Origin of the sequence: Bradyrhizobium sp. B117 (assembly GCF_038969555.1) — a bacterium.
Classification (GTDB): Bacteria; Pseudomonadota; Alphaproteobacteria; order Rhizobiales; family Xanthobacteraceae; genus Bradyrhizobium.
This window is the reverse complement of sequence record NZ_CP152414.1, coordinates 8,568,501-8,582,983: the sequence shown is the minus strand read 5'-3', so window position 1 is coordinate 8,582,983 and position 14,483 is coordinate 8,568,501. Positions and strand designations below refer to the sequence as shown.

At 60.7% G+C, this 14,483-nt stretch carries 12 protein-coding genes; 11 read left to right on the top strand and 1 reads right to left on the bottom strand.

What is annotated here, in order from left to right; genetic code table 11:
- The first annotated feature begins 127 nt into the window (after positions 1–127).
- Positions 128–1,051 (top strand): 3-keto-5-aminohexanoate cleavage protein, encoded by a 924-nt coding sequence (locus tag AAFG16_RS40890; RefSeq protein ID WP_342734499.1) that lies wholly within the window; start codon positions 128–130, stop codon positions 1,049–1,051.
- A 423-nt stretch (positions 1,052–1,474) separates the two neighbouring features.
- Positions 1,475–2,683 (top strand): dienelactone hydrolase family protein, encoded by a 1,209-nt coding sequence (locus tag AAFG16_RS40885; RefSeq protein ID WP_342741060.1) that lies wholly within the window; start codon positions 1,475–1,477, stop codon positions 2,681–2,683.
- Between the two features lie 98 nt (positions 2,684–2,781).
- On the opposite strand, the gene AAFG16_RS40880 is transcribed toward AAFG16_RS40885, so the two are convergent.
- Complete coding sequence (locus tag AAFG16_RS40880; protein WP_342734497.1) at positions 2,782–3,333, bottom strand: MarR family winged helix-turn-helix transcriptional regulator; 552 nt, start codon at positions 3,331–3,333, stop codon at positions 2,782–2,784.
- Between the two features lie 328 nt (positions 3,334–3,661).
- Between AAFG16_RS40880 and AAFG16_RS40875 the strand changes: the two genes are divergently transcribed.
- The 9 genes from AAFG16_RS40875 (at position 3,662) to AAFG16_RS40835 (ending at position 14,406) form a co-directional block, all read left to right on the top strand.
- Positions 3,662–5,182: a porin gene (locus AAFG16_RS40875; RefSeq protein WP_342734495.1), complete on the top strand. Its 1,521-nt coding sequence runs from the start codon at positions 3,662–3,664 to the stop codon at positions 5,180–5,182.
- Between the two features lie 305 nt (positions 5,183–5,487).
- Positions 5,488–6,222, top strand: a complete 735-nt coding sequence (locus AAFG16_RS40870) for a GntR family transcriptional regulator (protein WP_342734493.1) — start codon at positions 5,488–5,490, stop codon at positions 6,220–6,222.
- A gap of 217 nt (positions 6,223–6,439) precedes the next feature.
- A complete protein-coding gene (locus AAFG16_RS40865; RefSeq protein WP_342734491.1) occupies positions 6,440–8,065 on the top strand; it encodes an ABC transporter substrate-binding protein in 1,626 nt (541 codons plus the stop codon).
- 345 nt (positions 8,066–8,410) lie between these two features.
- Positions 8,411–9,466 carry an LLM class flavin-dependent oxidoreductase gene (locus tag AAFG16_RS40860; protein ID WP_342734489.1) on the top strand — a complete coding sequence of 352 codons (1,056 nt, stop codon included), beginning with the start codon at positions 8,411–8,413 and terminating at the stop codon, positions 9,464–9,466.
- Between the two features lie 282 nt (positions 9,467–9,748).
- On the top strand, positions 9,749–10,069 hold the full coding sequence (locus tag AAFG16_RS40855; protein WP_342734487.1) for a hypothetical protein: 321 nt from the start codon (positions 9,749–9,751) through the stop codon (positions 10,067–10,069).
- The gene (locus AAFG16_RS40850; RefSeq protein ID WP_342734485.1) at positions 10,066–10,848 is read left to right on the top strand and encodes an SDR family NAD(P)-dependent oxidoreductase; all 783 of its coding nucleotides are present in this window, start codon (positions 10,066–10,068) and stop codon (positions 10,846–10,848) included. The genes AAFG16_RS40855 and AAFG16_RS40850 overlap by 4 nt, the downstream gene beginning before the upstream one ends.
- 664 nt (positions 10,849–11,512) lie before the next feature.
- Positions 11,513–12,640, top strand: a complete 1,128-nt coding sequence (locus tag AAFG16_RS40845) for a Re/Si-specific NAD(P)(+) transhydrogenase subunit alpha (protein ID WP_342734483.1) — start codon at positions 11,513–11,515, stop codon at positions 12,638–12,640.
- A gap of 11 nt (positions 12,641–12,651) precedes the next feature.
- Positions 12,652–12,969: a proton-translocating transhydrogenase family protein gene (locus tag AAFG16_RS40840; RefSeq protein ID WP_014492434.1), complete on the top strand. Its 318-nt coding sequence runs from the start codon at positions 12,652–12,654 to the stop codon at positions 12,967–12,969.
- Between the two features lie 39 nt (positions 12,970–13,008).
- On the top strand, positions 13,009–14,406 hold the full coding sequence (locus AAFG16_RS40835) for an NAD(P)(+) transhydrogenase (Re/Si-specific) subunit beta (protein WP_342734481.1): 1,398 nt from the start codon (positions 13,009–13,011) through the stop codon (positions 14,404–14,406).
- Positions 14,407–14,483 lie beyond the last annotated feature (77 nt).

Genomic DNA, 14,483 nt, shown 5'->3' with positions numbered 1-14,483 from the left:
TCAGCGGCGAGGAGATCCATCGTGCGCAAGCGCGGTGTCACTCCTGGTCCTGGCGGCCGTCCTGCCGTCAAAGCCGAAAATTCCGCGGCCGCCGCTTACCATCACCGATTTGCTCTGGAGGTTTCACATGGCCAAGGTCATTCTCACTTCTGCCCTGACCGGCGCGATCCACACGCCCTCAATGTCCCCGCACCTCCCGGTGACACCGGAGGAGATCATCGAAGAGGGCGTGCGAGCTGCGGAAGCGGGAGCTGCGATTCTGCATGTGCATGCACGCAACCCGAAAACCGGTCAGCCGGACCAATCGGTCGAAGGATTTGCGAAGATTCTGCCGGAGTTGAGCCGCAGGTCGGGGGCCGTGATCAACATTACGACCGGCGGCAGCCCATTCATGACAGTTGCCGAACGCGTGGAGCCCGCCCGACATTTCAGGCCCGAGCTGGCCTCCCTCAACATGGGCTCCTTCAATTTCGGCCTATTTCCCATGCTCAAGCGTTATCACGAGTTCACCCACCAGTGGGAACGCGAGCATCTGGAGTCCTCACGCAACCTCGTTTTCCGCAACACCTTCGCCGATATCGAGCAGGTCCTCACACTATGCGCGCCCGGTGGTACGCGATTTGAATTCGAGTGCTACGATGTTGGCCACCTCTATAATCTTAAGCACTTTGTCGACCGCGGATTTGTACGGCCGCCGTTCTTCATCCAGTCCGTCTTCGGGTTGCTCGGCGGGATCGGCGCGCATCATGAGGACATCGCCACCATGCGCCGCACGGCCGAGCGGCTGTTCGGCAATGACTATGTCTGGTCGGTACTCGGCGCTGGCGCCGCGCAGATGCGCATAGGCGCGATGGCCGTAGCGATGGGCGGCCATATCCGCGTGGGACTCGAGGACAGTCTTTGGGCAGGGCCCGGCAAGCTCGCCACCTCCAGCGCGGAGCAAGTAAGGCTAGTCCGCTCGATCCTGAAAGGAATCGGCTTAGAGGCGGCAACGCCGGACGAGGCTCGGGCCATGCTGAAGCTGAAAGGGACGAGTGATGTCGGCTTCTGACCGTCCGATCTGTGTGGCGCCCTTTGGGCGAATGAGACCGGCGCCAGCTCTGACGACACCCGCCGGCGGCTCCCGATCAGCGCCCGGAGGCGACGACCGGAGAGCTCGGTGTAGCGATATCGCTGTGAATTGCGCCTGGCTCTCTGCAGTAAGCGCCTGCGGCGTCATCAGCTAGATTCCGCCGAGCGTAGTCGAACACGAAATGGTCTCACGTCGCACGCGCCGAGCCCACGGCGATCCAATCTGACCAACCGGCATACATCGTCGGGTCTTCTGATTCGAGCATGAGTTCAAATAGCATCGCAAGCGCGCGCCGTACCATATGACATGTCGCCACGTGCTCAATTCAGCGCTCGGATGAAAAAAATGATCGACCGCCAAGAACAAAGGCGTTCTACGCGGCCTAACAGGGAGGGCAGGGTGATGCAAGAACAGGCGAAAAGTGTCCACTGCTCGCCCAGATATGACGCTGACGGCTGGACCCACTGGCCGGATCATGAGGTCGAGAGCACGCAGCTGAGACGCCTGCTGGGAGATGCCCAAGAGGGCGCAAGCTTCGTGTCCGAGTGCCTCATGATTGCGGGCAAGATCGTTGTCGGCGACGACGAGAGCTGGCTCGGAGAGTGGCGTGGCTTAGCCGACCGGATCGCAAAGCGCGCGCGCCTGTCAAGCGCAGAAGGCCACTTTACAACGGCAAGGAACGAATGGCTGCGCGCCTTGAACTACTATCGCACAGCTTCCGCTTTTCTTATTCGCAGCGATCCGAGAATCGCCGAACTGTCTCGCATCGCCCGGTCATGTGCTGAAGCGTTCCTGGAGCTGCTGTCTCCGCGCGGAGAGGTGCTGGAGATCCGCTTCGGCACCGATTGGCTCCAAGGCTATCTCATTCGTTCATCCGCCGCGCCACGCAAATCCCCGGTGGTCGTGGCGTTCGGAGAGGAAAGAGATACCAAAGAAGACCTATTGGTGAGATTTCAATCTCATGCCATTGCGAGCGGCCTGTCATTGCTCGCTATCGATCTGCCGAAAGAGATCGAGTGCTTTCAGGAGTCCCCGGTTCTCCATTATCAAGGCACGGCTCTACGCCGCTGGTTGGACTATCTACTTAGCCGCGATGACGTCGATCCGAGGCGAATCGCGTTGATAGGCGATGGTCTTGGAGGAGCCCTCGCCACGCGCGTGGCGGCAACTGAAATGAGGTGGGCTGCCGCCGTTTGCGACGGCGGATTTTGGGAAGATCTCGAGCAAAGATATGTCACCGCCAGCCTCTTCGGTGCAGGTATAAAACGATCCCCGTCCCGTAAGCTTGCCCGTCAGATCAAATGTCCATCCCTGGTCGTTGTGGGAGAGCACGACTACGTCAGGCTGGAGGATATCACTGCCTTGCATGAGCACTGCCGCGCCGCGGGCGTACCCATGGATCTCAAGATCTTCAGCGGCGAGGAGACCGGTTCATCGCACCGGCAACTCGACAATCCGAGCATCGGGCGGCAGTTTATCTTCGATTGGCTAAGGGACAAGCTGCGCCCTGATCGAAAGGACCAGGCGCCTACCATTCCAACGCGAAAGAATTGCATAAAGAACGCTCCGCAGCTGGCGGTCAATGATACTCGCACTGCGTCGAGCGCCTAGAGTGCGAATTCAATCGGGATCAATCGCTCTCGCGCTTGAGCCTGCACAATCTGCTCATAAATTCTTCGGAGCCGAATTGGCTCCTGTAAGATAGCCACTCACACGTCAGGCTTGCTTGCATCCAGCTCGAGCTGAAGGGCCACTTTCTCCATTCTGCGCTTGATGGTCGAAAGCACTTCTCTGAAATCTTGCAGCCTTTCGTGCCCCAGCTCTGCAAAGATCGTCTCATCCAGTTTTCTGCGCTTGGCTGCAAGGCTTGTAATCGCCTTACGAGCCTTTTCGGTCAGCGACATCAACACGACCCTTCCATCCGCGGGGGAGGCGGTGCGAGTTACGAAGCCTCCCTTTTCCAGCATCTTGGTTTCTGCGGTCACGAACGGTGAGCGGACGTTGATCTTCGCAGACACATCTCCGACGGAAACGCCCGCTCCTTGGTCCAGATCCCCAATCGCCATCAGGATCAGCCATTGAGGGCCGCTGACGCCAAGCGCCTTTGCCCACGTACGCCGGATGTCCTCCAGATGCACATTGATTGCCGCGATGTCCCAACCGACTTCTCCGATAATTCGGTCTGACGGCGCGGTCTGTTTGCTTGTCCTGTGGCCTTTCGCGCTGGGCGAGGGCTGCTGCCGGGTCGTATCTCGGGACATATCCGAGACCTCCTCTTCATTATTTCGCTTACTTACCTAACCCGCTTTGCAAGACACAGCAACAGTGCGGCGCAATCGGTGTTGCTTGAATGTCACGACCCTCTCCCGATCAACCGCTTTGCTAACTTATATCAGTTGCATATATAAGTAACTTATATAATGTTCACGCCGTGACGCGGGCGCCCCTTGGTCGCACGTCAAGCAGATCGATCCATTCGCGCATGGCGAAGACGTCGATGCGCGAGACGAAAAGCAGCAGTCGTGAACTTGGGTTCATTCTCCGGCAACCGCCCATGGGGGAGCGCCGCCGAAAATTTTGGAGGGCTTTATGAAGACGTTTATCCGAATGCTCTGCGGTTCGGCCGCTGCGCTCAGCTTGATGGGCGGTGCACAGGGCGCCGACCTGCCGGCCAAGGCAAGGCAGGTTGAATACGTGAAGGTCTGCTCTCTCTATGGCGCCGGGTTCTACTACATCCCCGGCACCGACACCTGCATTAAGCTCGGAGGTTATCTGCGCGTTGATGCGGCGTTGAACACCAACTCGATCTACACGCAGGGCGCGGTGAATGGTGCGCCCGGAGCGGGCAATCGGCTGCGCAACTACTACTCCACCAATGCTCGTGAAGATCTGACGATCGATACGCGCACCGCGACACAATACGGTATGCTTCGTACCTTCTTCGATGGCGTGTTCGACTGGGGCTCGGGCGGCTATACCGGTGTCGGCGTAGGCAGTGTTAATGGCTCGACCGTTTATGGCGGAACCGGCATCGCCAGTGGATCAGTTGGTGTCTATCTGGCCTTCATCCAGTTCGCCGGGTTCACGATGGGCAAGACCATCTCCCAGTTCTCAACTCCCTGGATCAATTACCCCGCGAACAACTTTGACGGTCTGCCAGGCGGCGGCGGTGCGGTTACAGGTGTGAATCAATTCACGTACACCGCTGACTTCGGTCAGGGTATCACTGCATCATTCTCGGCGCAGGATCAGGTTCAATACTACACGACCAATATCTGGAACATCAGCGGCGCGACAGTGGCTGGTCTTGCAACAGGCGCGTACGGCGCGAACGACATTGCCGGTGCAAGCTCTCCTGACCTTGTCGCCATGCTTCGCGTCGATCAGGCTTGGGGCCTGTTCCAGGCCTCAATTGCAGCACATGACAATCACGCCGCCTACTACGGCGCCGATGAGACGACCGGTCATCCCGGCGACAAATGGGGCTGGGCGGGTCAACTGGCTTTATCAATCAAGAATCTCCCGACAGGTCCGGGTGACACAATCAACGTGCAAGGCGTTTATACGTATGGCGCGAGCCGCTACAATTTCCAGGACCTCGTGCCCACCACCTACGCGATGTACGGCGGCTCGGGCCTTGCGGGGGCCTACCAGAGCGTCGGCCTTGCCGGTCTCGCTGACTCGGTGTTCGTGATCGGCTCCGGTCAGGAACTGACCACCACCTATGGCTTCCGCGGCGGCTATACCCATAACTGGGATCCTTACTGGAACACTGGCATCTACGGTGCGTGGGCTGCAGCACGATACAATGGCGCAGCGAGAGGCTATATCTGCGGTGCAGTCGTCGCGGGCCTTGCGCTCTCGAGCGGCGCGGCCGGCTGCAACCCCGACTTCAACTATGCGGTCGCAGGCGTGATCACACGCTGGACTCCGGTCAAGAACCTGACCTTCTCAGCCGATCTGGCATACAGCATGCTCGACCAGAAGTACGCCGCTGGCAGCACTGTGGTGTTACCGACGCAGACGGGTATCGCCAAACCCGGCGCTACCTACGAGTTGAAGGACCAGAGCACGGTGAGTTTGCTCCTGCGAGCTCAGCGCAATTGGTGATCCGTTTTGGCAACTAGCTTGAAGCAGAAAGGAAGAGGCTTTTAGAACCGACTTTGACCTCCAATAAGACCTCCGGCATGCCCGCCGGAGGTCTTTCTAAGGACTGGCTTTGAAATGGGCCCGCGATCCGCGGGACGCACGGTGCTTTGCCACTCGCCGTCCCGCCCGAAGTCTCTCGTTGGCCGATAACCCGCCAACTCTCGGACTTCACGTTCGAAAAAGACGAAGCGGCCAGCCTGCAAACTTGACGTCGACGTAAATTTGTGATCACATATCCGAAATGAGAGATTGGGGGGCCCGCGAAGGTGAAGAACAAGAATCCGCTGCCGCCGCTGCCGTCCGTTGCCAGGGATTCGTTGGCAGATCAGGTTTACCGACATTTGCGTGATGGCGTGATGGCCGGCCGCTTCGCGCCGGGCCAGAGGCTGACAATTCGCGGACTTGCCGAGGCGCTGGGGGCGAGCCCGATGCCGGTGCGCGAGGCGCTGCGCCGTCTGCAGGCTGAAGGTGCATTCGAGTTCAGCGACACGGCGCGCCTGAGCGTAGTTCATCTGTCAGCGGCGCAATTACGCGACGTGCGCGATGCACGAGTGGCGCTTGAGGGACTGCTGGCCGAGCGCGCAGCAGTGCGCATGACAGGCGTTGATGATAGCGAGATCGCTCAGCTCTATGGTCGTCTCCAGGCAGCGGCCGATGCGGTCGATGTGCCCGCTTATTTATCGGCGAACTTCGCCTTTCATAGGCGAATCTATGAGATCGCCCAAGCGCCCATCATCCTTGGTGCGGTCGAGAATTTCTGGGTTCTGATGGGACCGTGCTTCGTGCTCGTTGCGCCCGACGCCGCGCACCTGCGCCGCTCCATGGATGCTCATCGCCGCATCCTTGATGCGCTGACGCATCGCGACGGCCCCGCCGCCCGCGCGGCTGTGACCGATGACATCATGCAGGCGGCCAATTGCCTGTCGCGCGTTATCGATAATCCTGAAAAGAAACGATCGGCTGCCACTCCAAAAGGCAGGCGCGGAAGCGCCTCTGGCTGAGGATCCTGCAGCGGTTCATGCTTTATCCCGAGCTGTGCGTCTGAGCACGTCAGTCGCATCCTTTATCTCCGCGATCGTCGATTGTACGGACGCAAACGGAACCTTCTGGGTCGCTCCTTTGCTGGAGCGTCTTCGAAGACTCGTGCGCACGAGACAGAACTATCCATGTCATTCGAGCTTGTTCACGCAAATCCAGAATCTACGCAGGGGGACTTGAATGTTTGGACATCAATCACGCCGCAACTTTCTCAAGCTGGCGGCAAGCGGAACTGCGATGTTCACGCCGGGCCTTTGTACCGGCTCTGCAAATGCACAGGATGTTCCGACGCTCACGGTCGCCTGGGGCACGGATATCGATTCCTTCGATCCGGCGCAGTTCAAGTCCGACGGCGCTTATATCGTTCAGGCAAACATCTACGACACGGTGCTGGGTTGGGGTGCAGAGTCAGTCGCCGGATCGCCCAACCTTGCGATTTCCAAGCCCGGTGTTTTCACAAGCGGCATCGGCGAAAGCTGGACATATGAGAACGACAACAAAACCCTTGTCATCAAGATCCGTCGTGGCCTGAAGTTTCCGAGCGGCCGGCCGGTGAACGCGAACGCGGTGAAATATCTCTTTGACCGTGGATTGCAATCCTCTGGATACATGCGCCTGATCTTTCCGACCATGATCGGGGTCACGGAGGCAGATCAATTCGAGGTGCGCGACGATAGCACCTTTGCCATCAACCTGCCGGCGCCAAGTGCCATGTTGCTGGACGTGCTGGCCTTGTCCAACAACGCACTTCTCGATCCCGAAGAGATCAAGCTGCACGCGATCGCCGACGATCCTTGGGCCTCTCAATGGCTCAAGCGAAACACGGCTGGGCTTGGGCCCTACAAACCCGTCAGAAACGAGCCGGGTGTCGAGGTGGTCCTGGAAGCCACGCAAGGCTATTGGGGTGCGCCCCCCTATTTCAGACGCGTCGTCATCAAATCCACGGCGAATGAAGCGGACCGGATTCTCCTGCTTAAACGCAAGGCCATCGACATGGTGATCGGACCGAACTCGATGTCGCCGAAGAATCTCAAGAGCCTTGAGGGCGAGCCCGGCCTCAACGTCGTGTCCTTGCCCGACACCAATTGCAATTTCCTCTGCATGAATCTGAAGAAAAAACCGTTCGATAACGTGAAGGTCCGTCAGGCGATCAACTACGCGATGCCGATCCACGCGATCATCCCGAACGTGCTCTACGGCTATGGCGAACAGATGAAAAGCCCGATTGCAGCGCAAACGCCCGGCTATGATGGTTCGCTCTCGCCGTACAATTATGATGTCGCCAAAGCAAAATCACTGATGGCGGAAGCGGGGTTCGGCTCTGCGCCGATCCCGGTCAAGCTCGCGGTGCGTGTCGGCTATGCGCCGCATGAGCAAGCAGCGATATGGATTCAGCGCGAACTCGAGACGATCGGATTCCGGGTCAGCATCGAGAAGGAGACTGACGCGACCTTCCGCCAACTGTCATCGAGCGGCGGGCACGAGCTGTCGATCGAATCGTGGCAGTCCTGGATCAACGACCCATTCTATCATCTCTATTGGAACTTCCACAGCAAGGCTAGCGCGACCAACAAGGGGGGCTACGCCAATCCTGCCCTCGACAAGATCATCGACGAGAATATCCGAGAGGCTGATCCAGCGAGGCGCATGGCCGCAGTCAGGGCGGCGCAGAAGATTCTTCTGGATGACGCGACCTGGGGTCTGCTTTGGTATGACAATTGGGCGAGGGTGACGCGTTCCGAGCTCGCGGGCGTTGCGAAGTACTGGGATTCCTTCGAGCGCTTCAACAAAATGAAACTGAGTTGAGAGCGGCCTGGACGCGCTGGCAAAGTCATGTCGTTCTTCGCTTTCGTGCTTCGCCGAGCAGCTCTCTGCTGGCGCCGACCCTGTTTGGCGTCGGCGTGATCGGCTTTCTCCTCGCCTATCTGTTGCGCGGTAATCCCGCCGTCGTGAAGGCCGGGGCCGGCGCCATGGCGAGGCCCGAATACGTCGCTCGGCGTCATTGCGCATTCGTCCGCAAGGATCGGATGCGTCGTCTGTTAGGGACCTAGCCGCGAGATCGGCGAGGCGGCAAGTCAAGCCATTTTCTTCATCACCTCTCGGCCGGATCAGCTGCTTGAGCGCGGACGGAGGCAATTCTCGGAGACGTTCATGTCGATAGAACTGTTGATGCTCGGCGACCAACCGGTGTCCCGCCTTGCCGCTCGTACCAGGCTTGCCGAAGAGAGCGGATTTGAAACCGTCTGGCTTGCGGATGAGCGCTTCTACCGGGAAACTTACTCGTGTCTGTCGTATCTGGCCGGGCAAACCTCACGCGTCAAGCTTGGTCCCTGCGTGACCGATCCGTTCGCGCGCCACCCGGCTTTGACTGCCATGGCCCTGGGAACCCTCGATGAAATTTCGGAGGGCCGCGCCATTCTCGGCATTGGGGCGGGCGTCTCCGGCTTCGCTGAGCTCGGGATCCAATCCCGCAAGCCGCCTCTCGCCATTTGCGAAGCCGTCGATCTGATCCGTCAGCTCATGGCCGGGCAGGAGGTCGACTACCGGGGCGAGATCATTCAATTTCACCGCGGCCGATTGAATTTCACGCCGCCGCGCGCGTGCGTCCCTGTTCGCGTCGCAAGCAATGGGCCGCTCGGTCAGAAAATGGGCGGTGCAGTCGCCGATGGCGTGATGATGGAAGGGTGCGGCTCTGTCGAAGAAGCGAAGGCCTTCGCGTCGGCCGTCGCCGAGGGAGCGACGAAGGCCGGCCGTTCTCCGGGCGAGATCAAGCTTGTCGCGCGCCTTGATTGCTGTATCGCCGATGACGGTAAGCAGGCGCGCGATATATTGCGCCCTTCAGTGACGCGGATCATTGCGCAAGCCACTTCGCGGTTCTACACGCTTCAGACACAGGGACTTACGTTGCCAAAAGAGGCTGTCGAAGCCATTGGTCCGGTCCCTTATGCTGCCGGCGTCGCCCCGTTCGCCGCATTATTTCCTCTCGTCACCGACCGCCATGTCGACGCTCTCACCCTCTGCGGGACTGTCGAAGAGGTGACCCAGCACGTCATTGACCTTCGCCGCGCCGGCGTCACCGGCTTCAACATCTTTCCGGTTCCGGCTCCTGGCGTCAGTTACGAAGACGTGATCATGCGCTTCGGAATGCAAGTCTGGCCGGCGGTCAAGGCGGCTTTCGCGAAAGCGTCGAGCGAACGCCAGACATAAGCCTCGAGCCAGCCTTTTTGCAGAAAAGAGGACTGGTAGCCCTTCTCGCGGGCCTCTTTGCGCCGCGCTGATCGAAGCACCGCCAGGGATGTGACGGATGACGCGTGTAGCTCGGCGCCGGAGACCAGCGGGATGGTGAGGATGAATGGCTCGTTCTTGACGCGCAGAGGTACTTTATCGGCGCCCGCTGATCCAAACATTGAAATCTCCTGGCGGATGGTTGGCTTCGAGGCTGTCAAAGCTCGCTCGTCCTCTTTGAGCAATATTCCTGAGGAGTAAATGATGACGACGGTCGTCTATGTCCTGACCGCCTTGAAACCCGGTGTCGACCCGGACGAATACGAACGCTTCGAGCGCGAGGTCGACTATCCGTTTACAGCAAAGCTGAAGACGATCATCAGCTATCGGATCCATCGCCTGACGGAGCCGGTGCCGTTCGACGGCGGCCCCTGGGATTACATCGAGCGCATCGAGGTGACCGATCGCGCCGTCTATGAGGCGGAGCTGACCACATCCGCCAAGGATCTGATCGACCTGATACACGACAGGTATCTGGACGAGTCGAAGCTGAAGTTCATCTGGTCTAGGAGAATCGATCCATGAGTGCGGGCGAATGCGATCTCAACGGCAAGGTCGCCCTTGTCACCGGCTCCTCGTCAGGCGCCGGCGCTGCAATCGCACTCGAGCTCGCCCGGCGTGGGGCGCGTGTCGCGGTGCATTGCCGGCGTGCTTTGAGCGAGGGCGAAAGCATTGTCGCTCGCATCGCCGCGATCGGTGGAAAAGCGACTTTGTTTCCCGTTGACCTAAGAGATCCAGAAGCGGCTGCAGCGCTTGTATGCCAGGTCACAGAGCGATTGGGAGCCTTAGGCATCCTGGTCAACAATGCGGGTCCCTATTCGGATACGCCGTTTCAGTCACTACCCCTGTCGGAATGGGAGACGGTCATGGCGGTGAATCTGAGGGCTCCGTACCAGCTTGCTCAAAGCGCGATCACAGGCATGGAGCGAATGGGCTGGGGCCGAATCATCAATGTGAGCGCAACCTCGGCCTATGCGAGGTCGCATTCGGTATACGGGCTTGCCAAAGAGGCTTTGATCCATTTGACGCAGTGCCTCGCGCTCGAATTTGCGCCGCTCGTCACGGTCAATGCGATCGTGCCCGGCCAGATCGCCAGCGAGCGTACCGATACGATGGCCGACTACAAGGCCACCGTCGTCATGGAAACGCCGATGGCGCGACTGGTCACGGAACAGGAGGTCGCCCGGATGGTGGCATTTCTCTGTACATCGGAGTTTTCCGCGGTGACGGGACAATCAATCGTCATGGACGGCGGACGATCGCTGCCGCGCACGCTGAAACTCAACCTCTCGACGACGGGTTAGGTCTCCCGGCTGCGCCAGGAGGGCGCGACGTTCGGCGCGGGTGCTTTCCGACGCTGATTCGATCGCGCGGTCCAAATTCATCGTATCTCGCAGAAATCGTTCGCTCACCTCCAATCTTTCGTAGGATTTCACCGTTAGTTTCCAACGAAGGCAGTCAGATCGCCGAGAAACGACGCCTTCCCAGTGCTAGCTTGCCCGTGACGCGAGGGGAAGTGCAATGGGACGGGGGCGAATGTGACGCACAATCGGCGGCTGCGCGCAGCACTGGCGCCTGATCTTGGGTCTCATCCGCTGCGATTGTGAGCTAGCTTTCGTTGCGCCCGTGACGCGAGGGACGGTATCCCGGCTCGGCCCAAGCCGGGATGAACCTGTCATGAATGACGCGCCGGCAATATTGTCTCTTCATCCGGACGAAGCGGATAGACTGACAGTGTGGTCGGCAGATCGGGCCGACTGGGGAGCGGTGCAAAGTCGATCTCGGTCGAGAGAGCTTGAAAGGCTCGGCGCCCCCAGGGGACGGCGCAGGGCGCCCGATAGAGTCTGCCAAACGAGCCTTATATTCAGTGCGTGCAAGTCATCACTACGAACCAATTCGGGCGTTCTGCAGGCCAGCGGCCTCGGAATACTGCTGTACGAAAACAGACGGCGCTTGCCGGGAGGTTTCATGAAGATCGCCGTTGCCAAGGAAATCGATCCGTCGGAGCCGCGCGTCGCCGCTTCGCCTGATACGGTGAAGAAATTCAAGGCGCTGGGCGCCGAGGTCGCGGTCGAGCCGGGCGCCGGCCTCAAATCGGGCCTGCCGGATTCCGAGTTCACCGCCGTCGGCGCCACCGTCAGCGCCGATGCGCTGAAGGACGCCGACATCATCATCAAGGTGAAGCGCCCTGAAGCGTCCGAGCTTGCGCAGTACAAGCGCGGCGCGCTCGTCATCGCCATCATGGATCCCTATGGCAACGAGGCCGCGTTGAAGACGATGGCCGATGCCGGCGTCGCCGCCTTCGCGATGGAATTGATGCCGCGCATCACCCGCGCGCAGGTGATGGACGTGCTGTCCTCGCAGGCTAACCTTGCCGGCTACCGCGCCGTGATCGAGGGCGCCGAGGCCTTCGGCCGCGCTTTCCCGATGATGATGACCGCGGCCGGCACCGTGCCCGCCGCAAAAGTGTTCGTGATGGGTGTCGGCGTCGCTGGCCTCCAGGCGATCGCGACCGCGCGCCGTCTCGGCGCCGTCGTGACCGCGACCGACGTGCGCCCTGCGACCAAGGAGCAGGTGGAATCGCTCGGTGCGAAGTTCCTCGCCGTCGAGGACGAGGAGTTCAAGAACGCGCAGACCGCCGGCGGCTACGCCAAGGAAATGTCCAAGGAATACCAGGCCAAGCAGGCCGCGCTCACCGCCGAGCACATCAAGAAGCAGGACATCGTGATCACGACGGCGCTGATTCCGGGCCGGCCGGCGCCGAAGCTCGTCTCGGCCGAGATGGTCAAGTCGATGAAGCCGGGTTCTGTGCTGGTCGATCTCGCCGTCGAGCGCGGCGGCAATGTCGAGGGCGCCAAGGCCGGCGAGGTCGTCGACCTCGATGGCATCAAGATCGTCGGCTACACCAACGTCGCCGGCCGCGTCGCGGCCTCGGCCTCCAGCCTCTATGCCCGCAATCTGTTCTCCTTCATCGAGACCATGGTCGACAAGAAGGAGCAGAAGCTCGCCGTCAACTGGGACGACGAGCTCGTCAAGGCGACTGCGCTGACCAAGGACGGCGCGGTGATCCACCCGAACTTCCAGCCGAAGGTTTAAGGAGACCCGTCATGGAGCATGCTGCACAGGTCGTCGACCCCTTCATCTTCCGGCTGTCGATCTTCGTCCTCGCCGTTTTCGTCGGCTATTTCGTGGTGTGGTCGGTGACGCCCGCGCTGCACACGCCGCTGATGAGCGTGACCAACGCGATCTCCTCGGTGATCGTGGTCGGCGCGCTGCTTGCCGGCGGCGTCGCCAATGTCTCGAGCGGCTCGGGCTGGGCGCGCGCGTTCGGCTTCGTCGCGCTGATCTTTGCCTGCATCAACATCTTCGGCGGCTTCCTTGTCACCCAGCGCATGCTGGCGATGTACAAGAAGAAGTCGAAGTAAGCGGCCACCTCGGGCTGATGGGATCAATGGGGACCTGAGATGAGCGCCAATCTCTCTGCATTCTTGTATCTCGTGGCGGGGGTGCTGTTCATCCTGTCGCTGCGCGGGCTGTCGAGCCCGGCCTCTTCGCGCCAGGGCAATTTGCTCGGCATGATCGGCATGGCGATCGCGGTTGCGACGACGCTTGCCAACCATCCGCCGGCGGACGGCCTCGCCTGGCTGCTCGTCATCGTCGGCATCGCCATCGGCGCGGCGATCGGCGCCGTCATCGCGCGGCGCGTGCCGATGACGTCGATGCCGGAACTAGTCGCCGCCTTCCACTCGCTGGTCGGCATGGCCGCGGTGCTGGTCGCCGCCGGCGCGTTTTATGCGCCGGAAGCCTTCGACATCGGCACCCCCGGCAACATCCACACCCAGAGCCTGGTCGAAATGTCGCTCGGCGTCGCCATTGGCGCCTTGACCTTCACCGGCTCGGTGATCGCGTTCCTGAAGCTGTCGGCCCGCATGAGCGGCGCGCCGATCATCCTGCCGGCGCGGCACCTTATCAACATCGCGCTCGCGGTCGCCCTGGTCGCCTGCATCGTCGGGCTCGTCGTCACCGGCAGCCCCGTGTTCTTCTGGCTCAACGTCGTCCTGGCGCTGGCCCTCGGCGTGCTCATGATCATCCCGATCGGCGGCGCCGACATGCCGGTCGTGATTTCGATGCTGAACTCGTACTCCGGCTGGGCCGCGGCCGGCATCGGCTTCACGCTGGGCAATTCCGCGCTGATCATCACCGGCGCGCTGGTGGGCTCCTCCGGCGCGATCCTGTCCTACATCATGTGCCACGCGATGAACCGGTCCTTCATCTCGGTCATCCTCGGGGGCTTCGGCGGCGAGACCGCCGCGGCCGGCGGTGGTACCGGCGAGCAGAAGCCCGCCAAGCTGGGCTCGGCGGACGATGCGGCCTTCATCATGAAGAACGCTTCCAAGGTCATCATCGTGCCCGGCTACGGCATGGCGGTGGCGCAGGCCCAGCATGCGCTGCGCGAGATGGCCGACATCCTGAAGAAGGAAGGCGTCGAGGTGAAATACGCGATTCACCCGGTGGCGGGCCGTATGCCCGGCCACATGAACGTGCTGCTTGCCGAAGCCAACGTGCCCTACGACGAGGTGTTCGAGCTCGAGGACATCAACTCCGAGTTCGCGCAGGCCGACATCGCCTTCGTGATCGGCGCCAACGACGTCACCAACCCGGCGGCCGAAGAGGACAAGACCTCGCCGATCTACGGCATGCCCGTGCTCCAGGTCTGGAAGGCCGGCACCGTAATGTTCATCAAGCGCTCGCTGGCGTCCGGCTATGCCGGCATCGACAATCCGCTGTTCTATCGCGACAACACCATGATGCTGCTCGGCGACGCCAAGAAGGTCACCGAGAACATCGTCAAGGCGATGTAAGCGACAGGAGCTAAGCATGGTTTGGAGCCTATCGACTCTTGATCAAGATCAGCGCGGCCGCGCCCTAGATTTGAGCA

What these genes read in the sequence shown, in the direction of transcription:
- AAFG16_RS40890 (WP_342734499.1), top strand. Translation starts at nt 128, where the DNA reads ATGGCCAAGGTCATTCTCACTTCTGCCCTGACCGGCGCGATCCACACG.
- AAFG16_RS40885 (WP_342741060.1), top strand. Translation starts at nt 1,475, where the DNA reads ATGCAAGAACAGGCGAAAAGTGTCCACTGCTCGCCCAGATATGACGCT.
- AAFG16_RS40880 (WP_342734497.1), bottom strand. Translation starts at nt 3,333, where the DNA reads ATGTCCCGAGATACGACCCGGCAGCAGCCCTCGCCCAGCGCGAAAGGC.
- AAFG16_RS40875 (WP_342734495.1), top strand. Translation starts at nt 3,662, where the DNA reads ATGAAGACGTTTATCCGAATGCTCTGCGGTTCGGCCGCTGCGCTCAGC.
- AAFG16_RS40865 (WP_342734491.1), top strand. Translation starts at nt 6,440, where the DNA reads ATGTTTGGACATCAATCACGCCGCAACTTTCTCAAGCTGGCGGCAAGC.
- AAFG16_RS40860 (WP_342734489.1), top strand. Translation starts at nt 8,411, where the DNA reads ATGTCGATAGAACTGTTGATGCTCGGCGACCAACCGGTGTCCCGCCTT.
- AAFG16_RS40855 (WP_342734487.1), top strand. Translation starts at nt 9,749, where the DNA reads ATGACGACGGTCGTCTATGTCCTGACCGCCTTGAAACCCGGTGTCGAC.
- AAFG16_RS40850 (WP_342734485.1), top strand. Translation starts at nt 10,066, where the DNA reads ATGAGTGCGGGCGAATGCGATCTCAACGGCAAGGTCGCCCTTGTCACC.
- AAFG16_RS40845 (WP_342734483.1), top strand. Translation starts at nt 11,513, where the DNA reads ATGAAGATCGCCGTTGCCAAGGAAATCGATCCGTCGGAGCCGCGCGTC.
- AAFG16_RS40840 (WP_014492434.1), top strand. Translation starts at nt 12,652, where the DNA reads ATGGAGCATGCTGCACAGGTCGTCGACCCCTTCATCTTCCGGCTGTCG.
- AAFG16_RS40835 (WP_342734481.1), top strand. Translation starts at nt 13,009, where the DNA reads ATGAGCGCCAATCTCTCTGCATTCTTGTATCTCGTGGCGGGGGTGCTG.